We start from the raw sequence: 22,536 nt of genomic DNA on the forward strand, positions 1-22,536 counted from the left end.
GAAATCTATTAAGTTTTTGGGGAGGGTGTCCTGAACTAAAGTGGACACTTTAGCCATAACGGTACATTAGAAAGGTAATTGAAAATGGCAACTGCAGTTAAACGGAAATCAGCTAAAGCAAGTAAGAGTAAGGTTAAGCTCAAAAACTTCCAGTGGACTGGTGTAAATAAACAGGGGCAAAAAATTAAGGGGAAAATGCCTGCTGAAAATCAAGATATAGTAAAACAACAACTCCTAAAGCAAGGGATAACGCCTAAAGCAATTAACGCAGAGCTATTTTCTTTTGGCGGCTCAAAAAAGTCGATTAAGCCTGTAGATATTGCAGTTTTCTTACGTCAGTTAGCAATTATGATGAAAGCAGGTGTGCCATTAGTTCAGTCTTTTGACATTATTGGTAAGGGGCATGAAAACCCCAGCGTTCAGGACTTGGTGATGGATGTCAAACAGGACGTTGAGTCTGGTAATCCATTTGCGGAGTCTTTAAGAAAGCATCCTAAATACTTTGATGATTTGGTTTGTGACTTGATTCATGCGGGTGAACAGTCAGGTACCTTAGAGCAAATGTTAGATCGGATTGCAACTTATAAAGAAAAGTCAGAAGCCTTGAAGTCTAAAATTAAATCCGCATTGATGTATCCAGCTGCTGTTGTAGTTGTTTCAATTGCTGTGACAGCGATCTTGCTTATTTATGTGGTACCAATGTTTTCACAATTATTTGAAGGTGCGGGAGCGGATCTACCTGCATTCACACAAATGGTTGTAGACATGTCCGAAAACGTACAGCAGTATTGGTATTTATATTTATTTGTAATGATTGGCATAGTTGTGGCTTACTCCCAGTTGAATAAAAGCTCTCAGTCATTTAGAGATGGCAAAGATAAATTGCTTTTAAAGTTTCCTATTTTTGGCCCATTGATCCAAAAGGCAGCTGTAGCAAGATACGCTCGTACATTGGCTACCACTTTTGCAGCGGGCGTACCTTTAGTTGACGCACTGGACTCTGCGGCAGGAGCGTCAGGGAATGCGGTGTATAGAGATGCGATTAAAAAAATTAAAGAAGATGTTACCACCGGTTTGCAAATAAATATGGCAATGGCTTCAACAGGAGTATTTCCTAATATGGTTACTCAAATGGTAGCCATTGGCGAAGAGTCGGGTGCTGTTGATACTATGTTAGCAAAAGTTGCGGATATATATGAACAAGAAGTAGATGATGCTGTGGATGGTATCAGTTCACTTATTGAGCCTTTTGTAATTGTATTCCTTGGTACAGTCGTAGGTGGTTTAGTAGTTGCCATGTACTTACCTGTATTCCAAATGGGAAGTGCATTCTAATCGTCCTAATACTACAGTAAAGTCAAAATAATGATCGAAATACTTTCTTCAAACCTGCCCGTGTTGGCAGGTTTAGTTTTTATACTGGGGCTATTAACGGGGAGCTTTTTGAATGTGGTGATTCATAGGCTACCATTGATTTTAGGTAGAGAGTGGCGAGCAACTGCTACAGAAATTTTGACCGAAGCAAATTGCAGCGTTTCATGCCCAAAAGATGAGCTACCTAAAAAGTACAACTTGATGACACCTGCTTCTGCATGCCCTAAATGCCATCATAAAATCACTGCCTTAGAAAATATTCCGGTTTTTAGCTGGTTGTTTCTTGGCGGTAAGTGCTCCAACTGCAAAACAAAGATCAGTGGCCGTTACCCTTTTGTGGAGCTATTGACAGCTCTCACATTTCTTGTCTGTGCAATTACCTTTGGTTGGTCTTGGTCTTTAGCGTTTGCTTTAATTTTTACCTGTTTTTTGATTGCTGGTAGTTTTATTGACTACGACCACAAGATTTTACCTGATCAATTGACTCTGCCTTTAGTTTGGATTGGTGTGACTGCGGCGCTTTGGCTAGCACCAGCAGATTCGTTACCAGGGTTTGCGAAGGATCTTCCATCATCGGTGATAGGAGCCTTAGCAGGTTACTTGTCGTTATGGTCGATTTACTGGTTATTTAAACTTCTAACTGGTAAAGAAGGCATGGGTCACGGTGATTTTAAATTATTGGCAGCAATTGGCGCTTTTCTTGGTTGGCAAATGCTCCCTCTTGTGATTCTATTATCAACGGTTACAGGCGCAGTTTTAGGCATTATTACCATGGTTATCAGCAAAAAAGGGCGTGATTATAAAATACCGTTTGGGCCATTTTTAGCAATTGCAGGCTGGATTGCGTTAATCTGGGGTGAAACGATAACCAATACCTATATTCAGATGCTACAGCCATAGCAACCCCCGAAGTGGATAGTGGCAAAATGAGTACCCAGTGGGGCAGACCCTTTGTCCGTACACAAGGGCTGGGGAGCTGAAGCTTGCTCCAACAGGAAATCATCTAGATTACTATGACTTATAAAGTTGCATTAACAGGTGGCATAGCAAGCGGTAAAACTGCTGTCAGCGATATGTTTGCTGAACAGGGAGTTACTGTCATAGATGCAGATGTTATAGCACGAGAAGTGGTAGCTAAAGGTTCTCAAGCCTTGCAAGCGCTTACCGAACACTTTGGCCGTGACGTCCTGACAGCTCAGGGAGAGCTGGATCGGAAAAAGTTACGCAACAAAGTCTTTTCTAACGAGCAGGATAGGATGTGGCTTAATAACCTTCTTCACCCACTTATCCGACAAGAAATGAAGCGACGCCAAGAGCTTGCTGATTCAGTATATTCAATCAGTGTTATCCCATTACTTTATGAGAGTGGGCAATGTAAGGATTATGATAGAGTCTTGGTTGTAGACTGTGCTGAAGATGTCCAGCTTGAGCGTTTAATGGCACGTGACCTCTCTTCAAGAGAGCAAGCTCAGGCCATTTTGGATAAGCAGGCCGACCGTAAGCAACGCTTATCTATTGCGGATGATGTGATTGTTAATGACTCAGATTTGCATTCCCTCAGACAAAGCGTTATAACGCTTGATAACCAATACAGGCAATTAGCAAGGAAATAGGCATTGATGCCCGAAGCTGCCAGTTATATCTTGTATGAGCATCCGCTCAATGAGCAGATACGCACTTATCTGCGCCTTGAAAATCTATTTAATATTCAACAAGAATTACAATCCATAGATTCAGTAGCTTCGCATATTGCTGCCTTGCATAATCTGTGGGAAATTTTGGACTGTCTTGACCGCGGCGATTTAAAAGCTGAACTGCTTAAAGAGCTGGAACAGCAGAAGAATCATTTCAAACAACTAGAAGCCAGTCCATACATTGATGATGTTAAGTTGAAGCGTTTTTTAGAGCAGCTGCAACAACTTTATTTATGGGTGGCAAATTATCAGGGAAAGTTTGGGGCAACACTACGTCAGGATCGCTTTATCGATTTAATTAAACACAGAATACGGATTCCAGGTGCATCCTGCAGTTTTGACCTACCTGAGTTACATCAGTTTTTACAGCAGCCAGTTAACTATCGCCAACAGAAATTCAGTGAGTGGTTTGAGCATTTTGATGGATTAAACAAGTGCCTCAAAGTCTTACTGAGGTTATATCGTGAGAATGGACAGTTTATCGATGCTAAGACGGTGAATGGCTCCTATCAGCATAACTTTGATAAAAAACAGAATCCGCATTTAATTCGGGTCAAACTACCAATTGCAACTAGTGTCTACCCTGAAATCAGTGGTTCTAAATACTGCTTCACGGTTCGGTTCATTCAGCCTGGAGAGGGTGAGCAAAGGGTGTTATCAGATGACACCAGTTTTCAAGTGGCTATTTGTTAGCAGTGGTCGGCCTGTCTTTGTCAGTCCAAGCAAGATGATATAAATAACGCATTCTGTTTTTTCTTTTGATACTATAAATCATAACGGATTTAATAAGGTTACGATATGGCTCTCTTATCTCTCATCATTGCATTGTTGTTTGAACGTTATTTTCATACTGGCTCTAGCGAAGAGCGTGAGAAGTTCAGTAATGCTGGCTGGTTTGTGTCATATCAGAAACGATTGGCTAGCTCATTTGGCGAGCAGTCCTGGTTTAAAGGCTGGCTGGCTGAAGCCATACTAATCCTACTCCCTGTACTACTAATTTTTCTATTGTTCGAATCACTGGAAGACGGATTTCTTTCCTCATTATTTAGTGTAGCCTTAGCCGTAGTTATTCTGGTTCATTGCCTTGGTCCCGAGTCCCCTAGAAAGTCATTACGCGGCTACTTTTCTGACATTGCAAACGATGATGAGCAGGGTGCTTATGAGCATGCCGCAAAATTTGCAGGAAAAGAAGCTGATGACTGGGAGCAGACCCAGCGTATGGTTAGCGAAGCTATTTTCACAGAAACTCAGCGTCGCTATGCTGCGGTGGTTATCTGGTTTGTATTACTGGGCCCTGCTGGAGCACTGTTATATCGTCTTTTAGATTGGTATCTGGCCAACAACCCTGAAGGATCCTTATCAGCACCGCTAAAGACCGTGATGGACTGGGTAGCAGGCAGGGTTTCTGCTTTGGCTTACCTTCTTGCGGGCGACATGGCGTCGGGTGTTTCTAGAATTAAGAAGCAATTTTTTAACCTTAATGTCGGTGGTATGGAGTTGATAGAAGCAACAGGAGTTGCAGCAATTGGGCCTATTCTAGACTGCGAAACTCAGCAAAAACAAAAGGTTGCAGAAAACCTTTGCGCCCTTAAGCTAACAGAGCGAACAGGTGTCATTCTATTTGCCTTTGTCGCAGTTATGTCTTTATTAGGATGGACCTTCTTCTAGATGGTTAACGGGTGTTAATTATTGGCACTGGTTTGACCTAACTCATTGAGCCGTTAAAAGCGGTTGTCAAAAGTATCTTTTTCACTAGATTTTGTCTATGATGGGCACTTTACGAATTTTAGTAAAGTTGCTTAACATTTGTTAAATAATGTTGAAGCTATCTTGTAATAGACCACTGCTACTGAAGCGCCATTCAGGCAATCAGCGCAGGGCCAATAGAAAGGCAAGAATATGACACAAGATCAAAACAATGAAGCGGTACAACAAGACGTTGATCCTATTGAAACTCAAGAGTGGCTTGATGCCCTTGACGCTGTCATGGCGGAAGAAGGTGTTGAACGAGCTCACTATCTGTTAGAAAAGTTGGTCGCGAAAGCTCGTCGCGCTGGTGCAAACCTACCATTCGATCTAACAACTGCTTACCTGAATACTATTCCTCCATCACAAGAAGCACATATGCCTGGTGATCAGGAAATGGAGCGTCGATTACGAGCCATTATTCGTTGGAATGCGATTGCGATTGTGTTGCAGGCTTCCAAGAAAGATCTTGAGTTGGGCGGACACTTATCAAGCTTTGCTTCGAGTGCAACATTATATGATGTTGGTTTTAACCACTTTTTCCATGGCGCTACCGATGAGCACGGTGGTGATTTGATTTATTACCAGGGGCATTGTTCTCCCGGTATTTACGCCCGAGCGTTTCTAGAAGGGCGCTTGAGCGAAGACCAACTGGCCAATTTCCGCCAGGAAGTTGATGGTAAAGGGCTATCATCGTATCCACACCCATGGTTAATGCCTGAGTTCTGGCAGTTCCCAACCGTTTCTATGGGCCTCGGTCCTATTCAGGCTATTTATCAGGCTCGTTTCTTGAAGTACCTTGAAGATCGTGGTCTTGCTAAAACCAAAGGCCGTAAGGTATGGGCCTTCTTAGGCGACGGTGAAATGGATGAGCCTGAATCAATGGGTGCCATTGGCTTAGCAGGTCGAGAAAAACTCGATAACCTGATTTTCGTCGTTAACTGTAACCTTCAGCGTTTAGACGGCCCGGTTCGCGGTAATGGCAAAATCATTCAGGAACTGGAAGGTGAATTCCGTGGCGCAGGTTGGAACGTACTGAAAGTGATTTGGGGACGTTACTGGGATCCATTAATTGCACGTGATACTGAGGGTCGCCTGTTAAAAGTCATGAACGAAACCGTTGATGGCGAATATCAAAATTGCAAAGCCAAAGGCGGCGCTTATACGCGTGAGCATTTCTTCGGTAAAGACCCTAAGCTACTGGAAATGGTTGCCAATATGTCTGATGAAGATATCTGGCGCTTGAACCGAGGCGGTCATGATCCGCATAAGGTCTACGCTGCATATCATCGTGCGGTGAATACTGAAGGCCAGCCAACAGTAATCCTTGCCAAGACCGTTAAAGGTTATGGCATGGGCTCTTCAGGTGAAGGGAAAAACATTTCTCACCAAGTTAAGAAGATGAATCTGGAAGCGCTGAAACACTTCCGCGATCGTTTCAATGTACCAATTCCAGACGACAAGCTAGAAGAAGTGCCTTTATATCATCCTGGTGAAGACAGTGATGAGATTAAATATTTGCGTGAGCGTCGTGAAAAACTGGGAGGGTACCTACCCGCGCGTCGTCCACAATCTGACACTCTGGATATCCCGGCGCTCTCTGCTTTTGAACCATTACTGAAAGCAACTGGAGATCGTGAGATTTCCACTACCATGGCATTTGTACGTGCCCTGAATATCTTATTGAAAGATAAAGGGCTAAAAGAGCGAATAGTGCCAATCATCCCTGATGAAGCTCGAACCTTCGGTATGGAAGGTTTGTTCCGACAAATCGGTATTTACTCTTCCTCAGGCCAGTTATATGAACCAGTCGATTCTGATCAGATCATGTATTATCGCGAAGATAAGAAAGGTCAGATTCTGGAAGAGGGCATTAACGAAGCGGGCGCCATGTCATCCTGGATGGCCGCAGCAACCAGTTATTCAAGTAATAACTTGCCGATGATTCCTTTCTACGTCTATTACTCTATGTTCGGCTTCCAGCGTATTGGTGATTTAGCCTGGGCTGCAGGTGATATGCAGGCGCGTGGATTCCTGATTGGTGCGACTTCTGGCCGTACAACCTTGAATGGCGAAGGTTTGCAGCATCAGGATGGCCATAGCCATATGATCTCAGCGACCATTCCAAACTGTATCAGCTATGACCCAACCTATGCACACGAAGTGGCGGTTATTATTCGTGAAGGTTTGCGTCGTATGTACCGCGATCAGGAAAATGTTTTCTACTATATTACGACCCTTAACGAAAACTATCCGCATCCTGATATGCCTGAAGGTTCCGAAGAGGGCATTATCAAGGGTATGTATTTGTTGCATGACAATAAATCTCGCAAGAAAGCTCCGCGTGTTCAGTTAATGGGCTCAGGTGCGATATTGCGTGAAGTTGAATATGCCGCTGAGTTATTGGAAAAGGACTTTGGTGTACTTTCGGATATCTGGTCAGTAACCAGTTTCACTGAGTTGCGTCGCGAAGGATTGGCGGTTGAGCGTGAAAATATGCTTAATCCGACCAAGAAACCTAAGCAGACTTATGTCGAGCAGTGCTTGGCTAAGCAGAAAGGCCCTGTTATTGCGGCAACTGATTACATGAAGTCATACGCCGATCAAATTCGTAACTTTGTACCACAGCGTTATACGGTACTGGGTACGGATGGTTTTGGTCGTTCAGACAGTCGTGAAAACTTGCGCCGTTTCTTTGAAGTGGATCGTTACTATATCGTGTTGGCTGCGCTTAAAACCTTGGCTGATGAGGGTGAGATCGATGTGAAAGAAGTCACCAAGGCTATCAAGCGTTACAACATCGATACTGATAAAGCCGATCCGGCAACCCTGTAACTGGAGGAATAATCGTGGCAGATATTACACAAGTAAAAGTCCCCGATATTGGTGATGCCAGTGGGGTTGATGTTATTGAAGTTTTGGTCAATGTCGGTGACACCATCGATGTTGAAGACAGCTTGATCGTTCTTGAGACTGATAAAGCAACCATGGAAGTCCCTTCCAGCCATGCCGGAGTGGTCAAGTCTATAGACGTTAAGGTTGGCGATAAGGTTTCTGAAGGCGATGTGATTTTATCTATCGAAGCGACTGAAAATACCTCGGCAGCTGATAACTCAGAAGAGTCAAACGAAGAAGCAGCTGAAGAAGTAACAGAGGCTGACACTCAGCAAGAACAACAATCTGCAGATGCTTCCGAGCAAGATGAAGATGATAGTGATGGTGCTGAAGAGAAAGAAGAACCCTTAATCGTTCCCGACATTGGTGATGCCAGTGATGTGGACGTGATTGAGGTTACCGTTAAAGCGGGCGACTCCGTTGAAAAAGACGATAGTCTGTTTGTGCTGGAAACGGAAAAGGCGACCATGGAAGTGCCTTCACCATCCGCCGGGACCATTGTTTCCATGAGCGTTAAAGTTGGCGATAAAGTTAGTCAAGGTGACCAAATTGGAGTCATTAAGACGGCCGCCACCAAATCGACTAAGCCTAAAAAGCAACAGCAGCCTGCTGATGAACCAAAGCCTACTCAGGAAGCTCCAAAACAGGCCGATACACCTAAGCCGGCCCCTGTTTCTGATTATCCGGTACAGGCTCCAACCGAAGGTAAGTTAGTACACGCTAGCCCTGCAGTTCGCCGTTTGGCACGTGAGTTTGGTGCCGATCTGACTAAAGTTAAAGGGACTGGTCCCAAGTCTCGTATCATGAAAGAAGACGTTCAATCCTATATCAAGTTTGAACTGTCTCGTCCTAAAGCTACCGCCAGTTCTGGCGCTGTTGGAACTCCTGATTTACCAGAAATCGATTTCTCTAAATTTGGTGAGGTTGAGCAAAAGCCATTAAGCCGAATCCAGAAAATCAGTAGCGTGAACTTGCATCGCAACTGGACCATGATTCCTCATGTGACTCAGCATGAAGATGCTGACATTACGGATTTGGATGCTTTCCGTAAAAGTATGAAAGAGGAAGCGGCCAAAGAGGGTGTACGTTTAACACCACTGGCGTTCATCATGAAGGCATTGGTTGCGAGTTTGAAAGCGTTCCCAACCTTTAACGCTTCCCTGGCTAATGATGGTGAAAATCTTATCCTGAAGAAGTACTACAATATCGGTGTAGCGGTTGATACGCCAGATGGTTTAGTTGTGCCAGTAATTCGCGATGTGGATAAGAAATCAGTCTATGAGCTGGCAAAAGAGCTAGGTGAAGTCTCTGAAAAGGCACGAGACAAGAAGCTTGGCGCGGCAGATATGCAAGGTAGTTGCTTTACCATCTCCTCACTTGGGGGCATTGGTGGTACCTCCTTTACGCCAATTGTGAATTGGCCTGATGTTGCCATTCTTGGTCTATCGCGTAATCAGATGAAGCCAGTCTGGAATGGTAAGGAATTTGAGCCACGCATGATGTTGCCGATGTCCTTATCTTACGACCATCGTGTGATTGATGGTGCTGTAGCAGCTCGTTTTATTGTGCATCTATCGAAGATGTTGGGCGATATCAGACGAGTAATACTATAACTGCCTGAAAACAGCGAATTGATTGATGATTTTTCAGTCAGTTCAGGTAAAATACGCCACTCTTTTGGAGTGGCCAATACAATTTAGTCAATTTGTGAGCCTTAAGCTCCGAATTCAGATACAAAAAAGAGGATCCCATGAGTAATTTACACGCTCAAGTCGTAGTTTTAGGTAGTGGCCCTGGGGGCTACAACGCTGCATTCCGTGCTGCAGATTTAGGCATGGACGTAATCTTGATTGAAAAATACGCCACATTGGGCGGTGTTTGCTTAAACGTTGGCTGTATTCCTTCCAAAGCATTGCTTCACACAGCGAAAGTCATTGATGAAGCAGAAGAAATGTCAGCCCATGGCGTGAGCTTCGGTAAACCAAAGTTTGATATCGACAAAATCCGTGGTTACAAAGACGGTGTTATCAAGCAATTGACTGGTGGTTTGGCTGGTATGGCTAAAGGCCGTAAAGTTAAAGTGGTTCAGGGTTACGGCAAGTTCACTGGTGCCAATGAAATTGAAGTTGAGCACGAAGGTGAAAAGCAAAAGGTTACTTTTGATAACGCTATCATTGCAGCTGGTTCTCGCGTCGTTCAATTACCATTCCTACCAGAAGATGACCGTATCGTGGATTCAACTGGTGCTCTAGAGCTTCGTCAGGTTCCAAAGCATATGTTGGTTATCGGTGGCGGTATCATCGGTCTTGAAATGGCAACTGTTTACCGTGCATTAGGCGCTAAAATTTCTGTTGTTGAAATGGCCGATCAATTGGTTCCAGCAGCAGACAAAGACGTGGTAAAAGTTCTGGAGAAATACGTTTCTAACAAATACGACAACATCATGTTAGAAACCAGCGTGACCAAAGTAGAAGCTAAGAAAGATGGCTTATACGTTACTTTCGAAGGTAAAAACGCTCCAGAGAAACCGCAAAAATTCGACATGATTCTGTCAGCAGTAGGTCGTCGTCCCAATGGTGATCTGATTGATGCAGACAAAGCCGGCGTTAAAGTTACTGATCGTGGTTTTATCGAAGTCGACAAGCAAATGCGTACTAACGTACCGCACATCTATGCTATCGGCGACATCGTTGGTCAGCCTATGCTAGCGCACAAAGCAACTGCCGAGTCACACGTTGCAGCCGAAGTTATTGCTGGCAAGAAGCACTACTTCGATCCATTAACTATCCCTTCAGTGGCTTACACAGATCCAGAGTTGGCATGGGTAGGTTTAACTGAAAAAGAAGCCAAAGAGCAGGGTATTGATTATGGCGTGGGTAAGTTTCCATGGGCAGCATCTGGCCGTGCGATTGGTGTAAACCGCAAAGAAGGCTTCACTAAGTTGTTATTCGATAAGAAGAACAATCGAATCATCGGTGGTGCTATTGTCGGTGTTAATGCTGGTGAGCTTATTGCAGAAGTAGGCCTAGCTATTGAAATGGGTTGTGATGCAGAAGATATCGGTTTAACGATTCATGCGCACCCAACACTTTCAGAGTCTGTGACTTTCGCTGCAGAAGTTTATGAGGGGGTTTGTACTGATCTTCCTCCTCAGCGTAAGAAAAAATAAGAAAGCGCATTTTTTGCCCTGAGTATTGTTATAAACCTTTTCATCATCGGTCATTCACTCTATGTGAACTCCCTCTTTGAAAAGGTTTATGCCTCACTCAGAACAAAAAATTCATCTTTCTTAAGTTGATTAGAAAAGCTTCCTCCGGGAAGCTTTTTTGTTTCGGGCTATATGGTGCTTCCTCGCTCTAAGCAAAAAATCCTAATTTATTGTTTATTAAAGGCTTCCGTCAGGAGGACTTTTTATATCGGTCATTCACTCTATGTAAACTCCCTCTTCGAAAAGGTTTATGCCTTACTCAGAACAAAAAATTCATCTTTCTTAAGTTGATCAAAAAAGCTTCCCTCGGGAAGCTTTTTTTTGCGAATAAATGAAGCAGAGGAACTTCTGTAAGGGCGATTCATGAATCGCCCCTACATTAATTAAACGATATGGTGCTTGGCATTGTGCCCTTGGGCCGACTAATTGCTATCCGATAAATAATGTAGATAGGAATAGGCAAAGATGTTTTCCGGCATTGTTAGGCTGGGAGTGACAGCGGATGGCCATTTTTAAGTAACCTTTGTATGTAGGGACAAGTCATGACTTGTGTTTATGAGATGATTTGTGTACGGGCGGGCACATTGGCCCGCCCCTACCAACAAGTGTAATAGATCAGGTTTACTCTGCTACTGGCACGACTTTCCTTCCAGAAAGTGCAGTTATCATGGAGCCGGTTACTACCAGTAATGCCCCTGCAATGCTGAAAATATTAATCGGTTCGGAGAGTAACGTTTCAGGATAGAAGTATTCCAGAATTTTCATGCTACCTATGGTTACCAGTGGGGTAATCGCTAAGATGGCACTAACACGCGAAGCTTCCCAATGTGCAAGTGCTTCAGCGAAGGCACCATAGGCAATCAGAGTGTTCAAACAACAGAAAATCAGTAGCCACCAGCCTAAGGTGTCTAACTCTAGCGCCTGACCTGGTGATGACCAGGGACTGAGTAAGGGAACGCAGGCAAGATAGATCATGAACATGACCTGGTCTGAGCGATAATTATTAAGTAGTTGCTTTTGCGCCAGGGCATAAGCCGCCCAGACAATGGCTGCTAAAAACATCCAGCCTAAACCGACGGCATAATCGCCGGTGATCTGCTCAAAAATTTCTTCGAAGCGTAAATTAAAAAATAGAATAAGACCGATAACAAAACAGGCAAAACCAAACCATTGCTGCTTGTTGAAGGACTCTTTGAAAATCAATAATCCGCCCAGCAGCATAAACATGGGCGCAGTCTGGATCATGACCTGAGCGCTACTGGGAGTAATCAGGTTTACGCCAAACAGGTAGAACACATAATTCAGGCTCAATCCAACCACCGAGATAATCATCAACCACAGAATATTGCCTTTAAGCAATTTGATGTTGGGGGATTTTCTTTTATATATCAGGAAGATAAAAAGTATCGCGGCAGCGCTGAAAAAGCGATACCAAGTCACGGTGACCGCATCCATCTGGTCGAGTAATGTTTTTAATGCGATAGGCAACAGACCCCAGAGCAGGGCGGTTGTCAGAGAGAGCAATAAACCGAGTTGCCAACGACCGGATACTGTATGCATGGTTTACCCGAAATGTACGACAAAGCTCGGATTATGCAGTATTAAGCGGGTGCTGACCAGTAGCTTTTATACATCGTTTATATACACATTCATCATCGGTTTGGGGTGTGGATTGAATGTTTGGTTTGGAGTAATTATGATGCTGATTCGTAAAAAATAAGTGACGCTTATGAAAAGTAAACAATTCATCCATTTTTTATCAATTATTCCACTGCTGACAGGTAGCTTCTTAACGATGACAACAGCGCAGGCAAACGACAATGAATTAGGGTTAACGGTTGAGCGCATCTATGCGGATCCTTCTCTTGATGGCCCAGAATTACGTAAAGTTAAATTATCGCCAGACGGTAAACGTGTAACTTTTCTGAAGGGTAAAGTTGAGGAGCAGGAGCGCCTTGATTTATGGGAATACAACCTTGCAGATGGTGAATCCAGACTGTTGGTGGATTCCAATGACCTGAGTCCAGGTGAAGAGCAGTTATCCGATGAAGAAAAAGCGCGTCGTGAGCGTATGCGTTTATTCGCCAAAGGCATCATCGATTATTATTGGGGTGATGATAGCCAGACCTTATTGTTCCCTCTAGCGGGCGATATCTTTGTTTATGACTTATCCAAAGACCCAAAAAAGGCCACCAAACAACTGACCAATACGGAAGCCTATGAGACTGATATTAAGCTGTCTCCTGACGGTCGATTTGTATCATTTATTCGTGATCAGGATATTTTTAAGGTTGAAATAGCAACCGGCAAAGAAACACAGCTGACTTTTGATGGAGAGGGAGCGATTAAAAATGGTATGGCTGAGTTCGTGGCGCAGGAGGAAATGGGCCGCCTGACGGGTTACTGGTGGTCACCAGACAGCAAAAAAATTGCCTATCTACAAGTTGATGAGTCACCGGTCAATATCGAAAAGCGTTATGAAATTAATGCCGAAGATTTCACTGTATTTGAACAACGCTACCCCAGCACCGGTACTGATAATGTATTAATCAAGCTGGGTGTCCTCAATTTGGAAACGGGCAAAACACAGTGGATGGATACTGGTAATGAAACCGATATCTATATTCCACGAGTGAAATGGTTAGCTGATTCCTCTAAAGTTTCCTATCAATGGCAGAGTCGAGATCAACAAAAGTTAGAGCTTCGTTTTGCAGATATCAAAAGCGGTAAGGCTGAAACCATTCTCACTGAATCCTCTGATACATGGATTAACCTGACTAAAGACTTACACTTCATGAAAAATCAGGATGCTTTTATCTGGACATCAGAGCGGAGCGGTTTCAGGCATTTATATTTGTATGATTTAAAAGGTAATCTCATTCGTCAGCTAACCAATGGCGACTGGGTCATTGATAAAGTATATGGTGTGGATGAAGAGTCAGGTGTCGTTTATTTCGATGCCAATAAAGAAAGCCCACTACAGCAGGATCTCTATGCTGTTTCATTGAATAAAGTTGATGAACCTAAAAAGATCACAGAAAAAGACGGTGTGCATGAAGTGAGCTTTGCTAAAAATATGCAGATCTTTGTGGATTACTTTTCTTCGGTTTCACAGCCTAAACAGGTCAGCTTGCGCAATGCTGACGGTAGCCTGATTACCTGGCTTGAGGAAAATACACTCAACAAGAATCATCCTTATTATCGATATTATCAAAAAGCATCTAAACCCGAGTTCGGCACCATTAAAGCTGAAGATGGTCAAGAGATGTATTACCGGTTATACAAGCCCGTTCCTTTCGATAGCAGTAAGCAATATCCAGTGATTGTCGATGTGTATGGCGGGCCGCATGCCCAGCGTGTGCGCAATCAGTGGGGCGCTCGGAATACTTATTGGCATCACCTGATGGCGAGCAAGGGATTTATCATTTTCTCACTCGATAATCGTGGCTCCTGGAATCGTGGTAAAAAGTTCGAAGATCCTATCTATAAAAAGTTAGGTGATGTTGAAGTTAAAGATCAGGTTGCTGGAGTGGAGTTTCTGAAAAGCCTGCCTTACGTTGATGAAGATAAGATTGGAATGTTTGGCTGGAGCTATGGCGGTTATATGACCATTATGAGTATGTTCAAGGAGCCTGATATTTTCAAAGTAGGGGTATCGGTAGCACCGGTAACCGACTGGTATCTGTATGACACTCATTACACCGAGCGTTACTTAGGCCATCCTGAATCGAATGCAAAAGGTTATGAAGCGAGCAATGTATTTCCATACCTGAATGGCTTGAAAGGCGACTTGATGATCATGCATGGGATGGCTGATGATAATGTGTTGTTCACCAATAGCACCAAGCTATTCAAAGCACTGCAGGATGCCAACAAGCCTTTTGATATGATGAACTATCCTGGCAGTAAGCATTCAATCTGGGGGCAGAAAACACGAACTCATGTGTTTAATACTATTACTAAGTATTTTGAGGAAAACCTCAAATAATCACTTGGTTCAATGAGCAAAATGAAGCGGTTATCCGAAAGGATGCCGCTTTTTTATTGATAGATGTTTTCTATTTTGCAGAGCAGGCTCTTGTAAGCTTGGCATATCAATATTAGGCTTAAAAAATACTAACCTAAAGGAAACTACAATGATCAAGTTCATTTCAGTTCTATCATCTGTTGTTCTATTCTCATTAAGCACACAAGCCGCTGACGTTCCAGAAGGGTTCAAAATTGAGCTATACGCCGACAATGTGGATGGTGCGCGCCAGATGGCTTTATCTGATACAGGTATCGTTTATACCGGCTCTCGCAAGCCCGGCAAAGTTCATGCCATGATTGATAAGGATAACGACTTTAAAGTGGATGAGGTTGTATTAATCGCCGATGGTTTATATTTGCCCAGCGGCGTCGCCTATAAAGATGGCGATCTCTATGTTGCAGAAGTGGATAAAATCTTACGCTTTAAAGATATCGATAATAATTACGACAAAAAGCCAGAGCCGGAAGTGGTATTCGATAAACTTCCGAGCGAAAGTCATCATGGTTGGAAATACATTAAGTTTGGTCCTGATGGACATCTTTATATTCCAATTGGGGTGCCCTGTAATATCTGTAACGAGGATGATGAGCGATTCGGTACCATTGGTCGTCTAAATATTCAAACCAAGGAGTTTGAGTTAATAGCTACCGGTGTGCGCAATAGTGTTGGTTTTGATTGGCACCCTGAAACCAAGGAATTGTGGTTCACCGACAATGGCCGCGACTGGATGGGCGATGACTTGCCACCTTGTGAGCTGAACCGGGTAACCAAGGATGGCCAGTTTTTTGGTTTTCCTTATGTGCACGGCAATGATGTCATGGACCCCGAGTTCGGAGAACAATTGGGTGAGCGTGAGTACCGTAAGCCGGAGTGGGAATATCAGGCTCACGTAGCGCCATTGGGAATGCTTTTCTATACCGGTGATATGTTTCCCGAAGAATATAAAAACACGCCTCTAGTAACGCTTCATGGTTCCTGGAACCGTAGTACAAAAGTAGGTTACAAAGTCGTTCATATGCCATTAGAGGGTAATAAGGTTTTATCGGAAGATGACTTTGTGACTGGCTGGTTAAAAGGCGATGAAGTTTTAGGCCGTCCTAATGACATCATCATGTTACCGGATGGCTCGATTTTGGTTTCTGATGATGGCTTTAGCAAGGTCTACCGAGTGTCGTATCAGAAAGGTGAGTAATTTTTAATATTCTTTTTTGGCGTGAGGTTTTGTTCCAGTTATAGATGTACATGGTCGGCGTATTTTCGCTTATCAGCGAGTACCTTTTCTTTGCTTGTCCAAAGAAAAGGTACCAAAAGAAACGACACCCCGATATTGAGGTCACGCTTTGCGTAACTACCTTCGTCACTCCCAAAATATTTAACGCATCAGAATTTACATCACATCCTTGTGCTGAAAATTCTTATCAAAATCATCCACGATTTTGATTGCTATATTTTGTTTGATTCTCAGCTCAATATAAGGGGATATTGGTGCTAGCCATTAGCTATTGATCATATAATAAAAAGTGCACATCAAAATAAGTTAATAAGCACAAAAAAGCCGACTATCAAGTCGGCTTTTTGTTCTCGTGATAAGAGAAGTGGTAATAAGAATTACCAGATTTTGACGCGTTCTTCTGGTTTCAAGTACATTTTGTCACCAGGTTTAACGTCAAATGCCTCGTGGAACTCAGGCATATTCATAACGGTACCGTTTGCACGGAACTCACTAGGTGAGTGTGGGTCGGTATCGATACGCTTGCGTAGTTCTTCGTCACGATATTTACGACGCCATACCTGTGCCCATCCGTAGAATACACGTTGATCACCAGTCATACCGTCAATTACTGGCGCTGGCTCACCATTTTTAGAAATCTGGTAGGCCTTGTAAGCGATAGTTAAACCGCCTAGGTCACCGATGTTTTCACCTTGAGTGAATTCACCGTTAACGTGGACACCGTCAAGTACAGTGAAGTCGCTGTATTGAGCAACCAGTTTGTCAGTACGCTTGGTGAACTCTTCAAGATCTTCCTCTGTCCACCAGTTACGGAGTTTGCCGTCGCCGTCGTATTGTGAACCTGAATCATCGAAACCATGGCCCATTTCGTGACCGATTACAGCACCGATACCACCATAGTTCACTGCATCGTCAGCTTCCATGTTAAAGAACGGAGGTTGAAGAATTGCCGCAGGGAAAACGATTTCGTTCATCACAGGGTTGTAGTAAGCGTTCACCGTTTGAGGGGTCATGAACCACTCAGTACGATCAATTGGCTGACCTAGCTTTTCACGGTTACGCTTAACTTCAACCATGGTTGCACGCTTCATGTTACCGAATAAGTCGTCTGCTTTGATTTCTAGCGCAGAGTAATCTTTCCACTTATCAGGATATCCGATTTTTGGTGTGAACTTAGCCAATTTATCAAGCGCCTGTTTTTTGGTTTCTTCGCCCATCCAGTCCAGCTCTTTAATACCTTGAGCATAGGCTGTGCGTAGATTTTCAACCAATTCTTTCATGCGCTCTTTAGCTTCTGGCTTGAAGTGTTTTTCGACATAGATCTTACCAACGACTTCACCTAAGGTGCCGTTAATAACGTTAACTGCACGTTTCCAACGAGGCTCTTGCTCTTCAACACCACTCAATACGCCTTGATTAAAACGGAAGCTTTCTTCAGCAATGGCTTTATTCAGGAAGCGAGCTGAATCGCTGATTAAGTGCCATTGGTAATACGTTTTCCAGTCATCGATAGAGACTTCTTTAAGCATGTCGTTTACCGCTGCAAAGTAGTCAGGCTGACCAACGATGACATTATCAATGCCTTCTAGCATTGCTGTTTTGCTCCAGCGCTCCCAGTCAAGATTAGGGATTGTGTTTTGCAATTCTTCGAAGCTCATTTTGTTATAGCGAGCTACAGGATTACGAAGCTTTTCTTTAGGCCAGTGCTTTTCTGCGATTTGCATTTCAATTTCCATCACAGTTTTAGCTTTTTCTGCACCATTTTTTACGCCAGCAAGTTCGAACATATTTTCCATATGTTCAACGTATTTTTGGCGAATCTCTTCGCTTTTTTCGTCTTCTTTTAAGTAGAAGTCACGGCTTGGAAGGCCTAAGCCGTTCTGGCTCATTTGCGTGATATAGGTATCAGGTTCTTTTGCGTCAACATAAACGTATGTACTGAACGGTGCTTCGCTGATCATTTGTGCGTATGCAATGTACTCAGACAGGTCTGAAAGGTTTTCAATAGCTGCGATCTTTTCGAGTTCTGGTTGCAGTGGCTTGGTGCCAAGCTCTTCCAATAACTCTTCATTCATGTAGCTTTGATAAAGGTCACCGACTTTCTGTGCATCAGAGCCTTGCTCAGCATTGCTGTTAGCTGCTTCTTCAATAATGGCATTAACATCTTCACGAGCCTGCTCTGCCAACATGGTGAAGGCACCATAGTTTGATTTATCAGCCGGGATTTCAAATTCATTCAACCACTTGCCATTTACATGGCGGAACAAATCATCCTGAGGACGTACCGAGGTATCGAAATGAGCTTTATCAATTCCTGATACAAGTTTTTGTTCTGCTTGGGTTGCGGTATTAGAAGTTTGTTCGGCAACTTCTTGTTTAGCTGCTTCTTGATTAGCTTTTTGTTCATCCGTGCCGGAATTACAAGCAGCTAACACAGCCAAACATACGGAGCTAATGAGTAATTTTTTCATTGGGACACCTTTGTTTGAGACTAATATTCAAAGACTTTAAATAAATCTTTTTTTATGCGCTTTGAGCGCTATTTAGAGAATTTCGCACAACATACTACCCAGATCGGGGAATAAAGGAAAGTACTGGGCTTTCGGAAAAGTAACAGATTGTTACATGATGAGAGCTTGACGTTGAAGGTAGCAGAGAGTGGAAGTACCCTCTGCGCACGTTCTTAAGCTAGTTCTGGCTGTAATTTTAAAATATCGTCTAATACACAGTCTTTAAGAGCCACTTTCTGATTGCTGCTGTAGTCAATCATGACGATGCGGCTTTTGCCCAAGGTGGTGACTGTCTGTTGCTGTTCACTGAATGCCTGATACTCCATGGTAAAACCAAATTCTTCGAGTTCGGTGATACGAGTACCGACGATTAATGTATCCGGATAAACTACAGGACGACGGTAACGCGTATAGATGTCAGCAAGAATAGGGCCTACTGTGTTATTGGTGATTTTAGCTTCCTGCCCTAAAGCTTCCAGATAAGCGATACGACCACTCTCGAAATAGCGGATATAGCTGACGTTGTTGACGTGCTGGAATGCATCCATTTCGCCCCAGGCCACGGTAATCGGAAGTATCACGGGGAACTGTTGTTTAAATTCAGTTAACGCTTGTGTTTCAGACATTAGCCTACCTTAATAATGTTTATACTTTGGTTGTCATCATCATCGTCTCGCTCAATATCCGGGGATTGGATATCGGGAGCATCGAACAATGTGTCCTGCTCAGCCGTTTCCTGACTTAAGCTGACGAAATCAAATAAGTTGGTATCCGTAAGATGCGATGGAGCGACGTTACCGAGAGCTTTGAATATAGTTTCAATACGCCCAGGATATTTGCGATCCCAGTCCTGTAGCATCATTTTAATATTTTTGCGTTGCAGGTTTTCCTGTGAACCACACAAGTTGCACGGAATGATTGGGAATTCTTTTAATTTGGCGAATTTGGCAATATCTTTCTCTTTGCAGTAAGCCAAAGGCCGGATCACGATGTGTTTGCCGTCATCACTTTTCAGTTTGGGTGGCATAGACTTCATCTTGCCACCAAAGAACATATTCAGGAATAATGTTTCAATGATGTCATCACGATGATGGCCCAGGGCAATCTTAGTAATGCCATTTTGTTCTGCCCAGCTGTAAATAATGCCACGGCGCAGGCGCGAACACAGGCTGCAGGTGGTTTTGCCTTCTGGGATAATGCTTTTGACCACGCTGTAGGTATCTTCTTCGATAATTTCGTAGGGTACACCCACTGACTTGAGGTAGTTGGGCAGAACTTCTTCTGGAAATCCAGGCTGCTTCTGATCAAGGTTTACCGCGATCAGTTCAAAGTTAACCGGCGCACTTTTTTGCAGGCCCATTAATATCTCGAGCAGGGTATAGGAGTCTTTGCCGCCCGATAAGCAGACCATAATCTTGTCGCCTTCTTCAATCATGTTGAAGTCAGCAATCGCTTCACCTACCTGACGGCGAAGGCGCTTTTGCAACTTGTTAAAGTTGGTCTTAGCTTTTTTATCGAGCAAGTCGGAATTTGTGTTTGCAGTGGTCATCTTAAAAACCAGTTGTATTGCCGCTGATCACAATGGTTCAGCTTCGAAATGGCGGCCATTATACATGAAAGGACATCCAATATTTTAGCCTTTTGTGCCAACTTTTGTGTATTATCGCAACAGTAGGCAGCAATAAGTGATTGAGCCTTGTTGTTGATAGTGAAAACCTCAAATTCAAGGTTGTGATCGTGAAAGCAAACAATCAGTTAGCACTCAATCAGCGACTACGAGAAGCTGAAGACCTTTTGGCGAAGGCTGACTCGAAAATGGCTTCGTTAATTCAACGTCACGGACCCTGCCAGATACAACCCAGCTCACGACCACCTTTTGAATACCTGATTCGCAGCATCATTTCCCAGCAATTATCCACTAAAGCCGCTTCAACTATCGTTTCCAGAGTTGAGAACTTACTGGGGGAACAAGGGTTTTCTGCTCGAGCCATTCTAGGTGTTACTTATGAGCAGCTTCGTGCTTGTGGCCTTTCCAATGCCAAGGTCCAATACAGTCAGGGGATTGCTCAAGCCTGTTTGGAAGTATCACTGGATTTTAATGCCCTGGCTGACATGCCGAGCGAAGAGGTCATCGAAAGTCTGGTTCAATTAAAAGGGGTGGGAGAGTGGACGGCGCAAATGTTTTGCATCTTCGCTCTAGGGCATCTTGATGTGTTTGCGCCTGCTGATATAGGCTTGCAACGTGGTTTGCAGCATCTGTATGAGCTTGAGGAAAAGCCGGCAAAACCTTTAATGCTTGAATTGACTGAACCTTGGCGTCCTTATCGAAGCGTTGCCAGTTGGTATCTGTGGCGTATTGCTGATGAAATTTGATACCTAACGTAATAGTTATTCAGCACAGACAGGCTTATTCAATTGATATTGGGAAAATTGTAAATGCTAAATATTCTTTGGCTGTTCTTTTTTGTGGTTGCTTTTGTGTTGGCCTGTTTTCAGTGGTTAATACAGGGTGATGCTACTGCCTTTCCGGAACTGGTGAAGTCCATATTTGAAATGGCCAAGCTGAGCGTGACCATTGCCATAGGTCTGATTGGTATTTTGGCTTTCTGGCTGGGACTTTTAAAAATTGCCGAAAAAAGTGGGCTGGTAAATCTATTAGCCAAGGCACTGGCTCCACTGTTTCGTAAGTTGATGCCTGAAGTACCGAGTGGGCATCCTGCATTAGGCAGTATTAGCATGAATATGGCGGCTAATATGCTGGGCCTCGATAACGCAGCAACTCCAATGGGCATCCGAGCGATGGAGCAGTTACAGGAGCTTAATCCGCGAAAAGAAGAAGCCAGCAATGCACAGATTCTGTTTCTGGTACTTAATACTTCAGCAGTGACTATCATTCCAATAACAATCCTGCTCTACCGTGCACAAATGGGGGCGGCTGATCCGGCCGCGGTATTCCTGCCGATATTATTAGCGACCTGTGCGTCCACTTTCTTTGGTCTGTTGGCTGTATCCATTGTGCAGAAGATCGATCTCTTCAATCGAGTTATCGGTGCTTATTTACTGGTGTTTGCAGCTTTAATCGCTAGCTTAGTCTGGACTCTGTTTAGTCTTCCAGCTGAACAGATGGCTGAAGCCAGTTCTGCTATAGGTAATTTTTTACTGATGGCTGCCATAGTCACCATTCTCATCTATGGGTGGCGCAAGAAGGTTGCTGTGTATGAGGACTTCGTTGAAGGAGCAAAAGAGGGCTTCAAAGTCGCGGTTACCATTATTCCTTATCTGGTAGCCATGTTAACTGCGATTGGTGCTCTAAGGGCGTCAGGCGCGCTGGATGCTTTTGCTGATGGACTGGCCTGGCTGTTTGAAAGTTTTGGTTTTGACACCCGCTTTGTTGAAGCCTTGCCTACTGCACTGATGAAGCCGTTTAGTGGCAGTGGTGCACGGGCCATGATGTTGGAGACCATGCAAAGTCAGGGCGTTGATTCATTCGTCGGTTACATGGTGGCGACTATTCAGGGAAGCACTGAAACCACTTTCTATGTTTTGACTGTTTACTTTGGGGCGGTTGGAATCAAGCGGATCAGGCATGCATTATCCTGTGGTCTAATTGCTGATTTTGCCGGTATCCTGGCAGCCATCTTACTGACCTATTGGTTCTTCGCATAGGAGCTGTTGGGGGGTAGCTGTAAAGTGGTTACTAACTGCCGAAAATTTATACAACTTATTTCATGTATCTTATATTTTTTTCAGAATATTGATGAAAAAAAGTCCCGAAAATGTGACAGTCCAGTTTAGAGAAATCCACAAGCTGGCGAAAAGCTAGATTTGATAAGGGTTTGCGCCTGTAT

16 protein-coding genes are annotated in these 22,536 nt (G+C 43.7%); 12 read left to right on the plus strand and 4 right to left on the minus strand.

The features are described from left to right. Positions 1-84: 84 nt before the first annotated feature. From B158_RS0110720 to lpdA, 8 genes are all read left to right on the plus strand, one after another. Entirely contained in the window at positions 85-1,335 is a 1,251-nt protein-coding gene (locus B158_RS0110720) for a type II secretion system F family protein (RefSeq protein ID WP_018625374.1), read from the plus strand. Between the two features lie 30 nt (positions 1,336-1,365). Further along, on the plus strand, positions 1,366-2,274 hold the full coding sequence (locus tag B158_RS0110725) for a prepilin peptidase (RefSeq protein WP_018625375.1): 909 nt from the start codon (positions 1,366-1,368) through the stop codon (positions 2,272-2,274). A 113-nt stretch (positions 2,275-2,387) separates the two neighbouring features. Further along, complete coding sequence (gene coaE, locus B158_RS0110730) at positions 2,388-2,987, plus strand: dephospho-CoA kinase (protein ID WP_018625376.1); 600 nt, start codon at positions 2,388-2,390, stop codon at positions 2,985-2,987. A 6-nt stretch (positions 2,988-2,993) separates the two neighbouring features. Then, positions 2,994-3,761, plus strand: a complete 768-nt coding sequence (gene zapD / locus B158_RS0110735; RefSeq protein WP_018625377.1) for a cell division protein ZapD — start codon at positions 2,994-2,996, stop codon at positions 3,759-3,761. A 105-nt stretch (positions 3,762-3,866) separates the two neighbouring features. Then, the gene (gene ampE, locus B158_RS0110740) at positions 3,867-4,736 is read left to right on the plus strand and encodes a regulatory signaling modulator protein AmpE (protein ID WP_018625378.1); all 870 of its coding nucleotides are present in this window, start codon (positions 3,867-3,869) and stop codon (positions 4,734-4,736) included. 231 nt (positions 4,737-4,967) lie between these two features. Continuing rightward, the gene (aceE, locus tag B158_RS0110745; RefSeq protein WP_018625379.1) at positions 4,968-7,649 is read left to right on the plus strand and encodes a pyruvate dehydrogenase (acetyl-transferring), homodimeric type; all 2,682 of its coding nucleotides are present in this window, start codon (positions 4,968-4,970) and stop codon (positions 7,647-7,649) included. Positions 7,650-7,663: 14 nt separating this feature from the next. Next, complete coding sequence (aceF, locus tag B158_RS0110750) at positions 7,664-9,322, plus strand: dihydrolipoyllysine-residue acetyltransferase (RefSeq protein WP_018625380.1); 1,659 nt, start codon at positions 7,664-7,666, stop codon at positions 9,320-9,322. 137 nt (positions 9,323-9,459) lie between these two features. After that, positions 9,460-10,878 (plus strand): dihydrolipoyl dehydrogenase, encoded by a 1,419-nt coding sequence (gene lpdA, locus B158_RS0110755; protein ID WP_018625381.1) that lies wholly within the window; start codon positions 9,460-9,462, stop codon positions 10,876-10,878. Between the two features lie 660 nt (positions 10,879-11,538). Here the strand turns inward: lpdA and B158_RS0110765 are convergent. Continuing rightward, positions 11,539-12,477, minus strand: coding sequence for a DMT family transporter (locus tag B158_RS0110765; RefSeq protein WP_018625383.1), 939 nt, complete (start codon positions 12,475-12,477; stop codon positions 11,539-11,541). A 169-nt stretch (positions 12,478-12,646) separates the two neighbouring features. Here B158_RS0110765 and B158_RS0110770 point away from each other — a divergent pair, with 169 nt between their 5' ends. Beyond that, the gene (locus tag B158_RS0110770; protein WP_018625384.1) at positions 12,647-14,905 is read left to right on the plus strand and encodes a S9 family peptidase; all 2,259 of its coding nucleotides are present in this window, start codon (positions 12,647-12,649) and stop codon (positions 14,903-14,905) included. Positions 14,906-15,053: 148 nt separating this feature from the next. After that, complete coding sequence (locus B158_RS0110775; RefSeq protein ID WP_018625385.1) at positions 15,054-16,139, plus strand: PQQ-dependent sugar dehydrogenase; 1,086 nt, start codon at positions 15,054-15,056, stop codon at positions 16,137-16,139. A 416-nt stretch (positions 16,140-16,555) separates the two neighbouring features. Here B158_RS0110775 and B158_RS0110780 read toward each other — a convergent pair whose 3' ends face one another. From B158_RS0110780 to ttcA, 3 genes are all read right to left on the minus strand, one after another. After that, positions 16,556-18,649 (minus strand): M13 family metallopeptidase, encoded by a 2,094-nt coding sequence (locus B158_RS0110780; protein ID WP_018625386.1) that lies wholly within the window; start codon positions 18,647-18,649, stop codon positions 16,556-16,558. A gap of 212 nt (positions 18,650-18,861) precedes the next feature. Beyond that, entirely contained in the window at positions 18,862-19,314 is a 453-nt protein-coding gene (locus B158_RS0110785; RefSeq protein WP_018625387.1) for an acyl-CoA thioesterase, read from the minus strand. After that, positions 19,314-20,237, minus strand: a complete 924-nt coding sequence (ttcA, locus tag B158_RS0110790; protein ID WP_018625388.1) for a tRNA 2-thiocytidine(32) synthetase TtcA — start codon at positions 20,235-20,237, stop codon at positions 19,314-19,316. Before ttcA ends, B158_RS0110785 begins: the two co-directional genes overlap by 1 nt. Positions 20,238-20,425: 188 nt before the next feature. Between ttcA and B158_RS0110795 the strand changes: the two genes are divergently transcribed. Further along, entirely contained in the window at positions 20,426-21,061 is a 636-nt protein-coding gene (locus B158_RS0110795) for a DNA-3-methyladenine glycosylase family protein (RefSeq protein ID WP_156823100.1), read from the plus strand. 63 nt (positions 21,062-21,124) lie between these two features. Beyond that, positions 21,125-22,354 (plus strand): nucleoside recognition domain-containing protein, encoded by a 1,230-nt coding sequence (locus B158_RS0110800; protein WP_018625390.1) that lies wholly within the window; start codon positions 21,125-21,127, stop codon positions 22,352-22,354. Positions 22,355-22,536: the final 182 nt, after the last annotated feature.

The sequence above is a fragment of the Kangiella aquimarina DSM 16071 genome, from assembly GCF_000374105.1.
Taxonomy (GTDB): domain Bacteria; phylum Pseudomonadota; class Gammaproteobacteria; order Enterobacterales; family Kangiellaceae; genus Kangiella; species Kangiella aquimarina.

Excerpts from the sequence above, each read along its gene's own strand:
- B158_RS0110725 (WP_018625375.1), top strand. The coding sequence starts at position 1,366 with ATGATCGAAATACTTTCTTCAAACCTGCCCGTGTTGGCAGGTTTAGTT.
- B158_RS0110800 (WP_018625390.1), top strand. The coding sequence starts at position 21,125 with ATGCTAAATATTCTTTGGCTGTTCTTTTTTGTGGTTGCTTTTGTGTTG.
- B158_RS0110775 (WP_018625385.1), top strand. The coding sequence starts at position 15,054 with ATGATCAAGTTCATTTCAGTTCTATCATCTGTTGTTCTATTCTCATTA.
- aceE (WP_018625379.1), top strand. The coding sequence starts at position 4,968 with ATGACACAAGATCAAAACAATGAAGCGGTACAACAAGACGTTGATCCT.
- B158_RS0110720 (WP_018625374.1), top strand. The coding sequence starts at position 85 with ATGGCAACTGCAGTTAAACGGAAATCAGCTAAAGCAAGTAAGAGTAAG.
- ttcA (WP_018625388.1), bottom strand. The coding sequence starts at position 20,237 with ATGACCACTGCAAACACAAATTCCGACTTGCTCGATAAAAAAGCTAAG.
- B158_RS0110765 (WP_018625383.1), bottom strand. The coding sequence starts at position 12,477 with ATGCATACAGTATCCGGTCGTTGGCAACTCGGTTTATTGCTCTCTCTG.
- B158_RS0110785 (WP_018625387.1), bottom strand. The coding sequence starts at position 19,314 with ATGTCTGAAACACAAGCGTTAACTGAATTTAAACAACAGTTCCCCGTG.
- B158_RS0110780 (WP_018625386.1), bottom strand. The coding sequence starts at position 18,649 with ATGAAAAAATTACTCATTAGCTCCGTATGTTTGGCTGTGTTAGCTGCT.
- coaE (WP_018625376.1), top strand. The coding sequence starts at position 2,388 with ATGACTTATAAAGTTGCATTAACAGGTGGCATAGCAAGCGGTAAAACT.
- B158_RS0110770 (WP_018625384.1), top strand. The coding sequence starts at position 12,647 with ATGAAAAGTAAACAATTCATCCATTTTTTATCAATTATTCCACTGCTG.
- lpdA (WP_018625381.1), top strand. The coding sequence starts at position 9,460 with ATGAGTAATTTACACGCTCAAGTCGTAGTTTTAGGTAGTGGCCCTGGG.
- ampE (WP_018625378.1), top strand. The coding sequence starts at position 3,867 with ATGGCTCTCTTATCTCTCATCATTGCATTGTTGTTTGAACGTTATTTT.
- zapD (WP_018625377.1), top strand. The coding sequence starts at position 2,994 with ATGCCCGAAGCTGCCAGTTATATCTTGTATGAGCATCCGCTCAATGAG.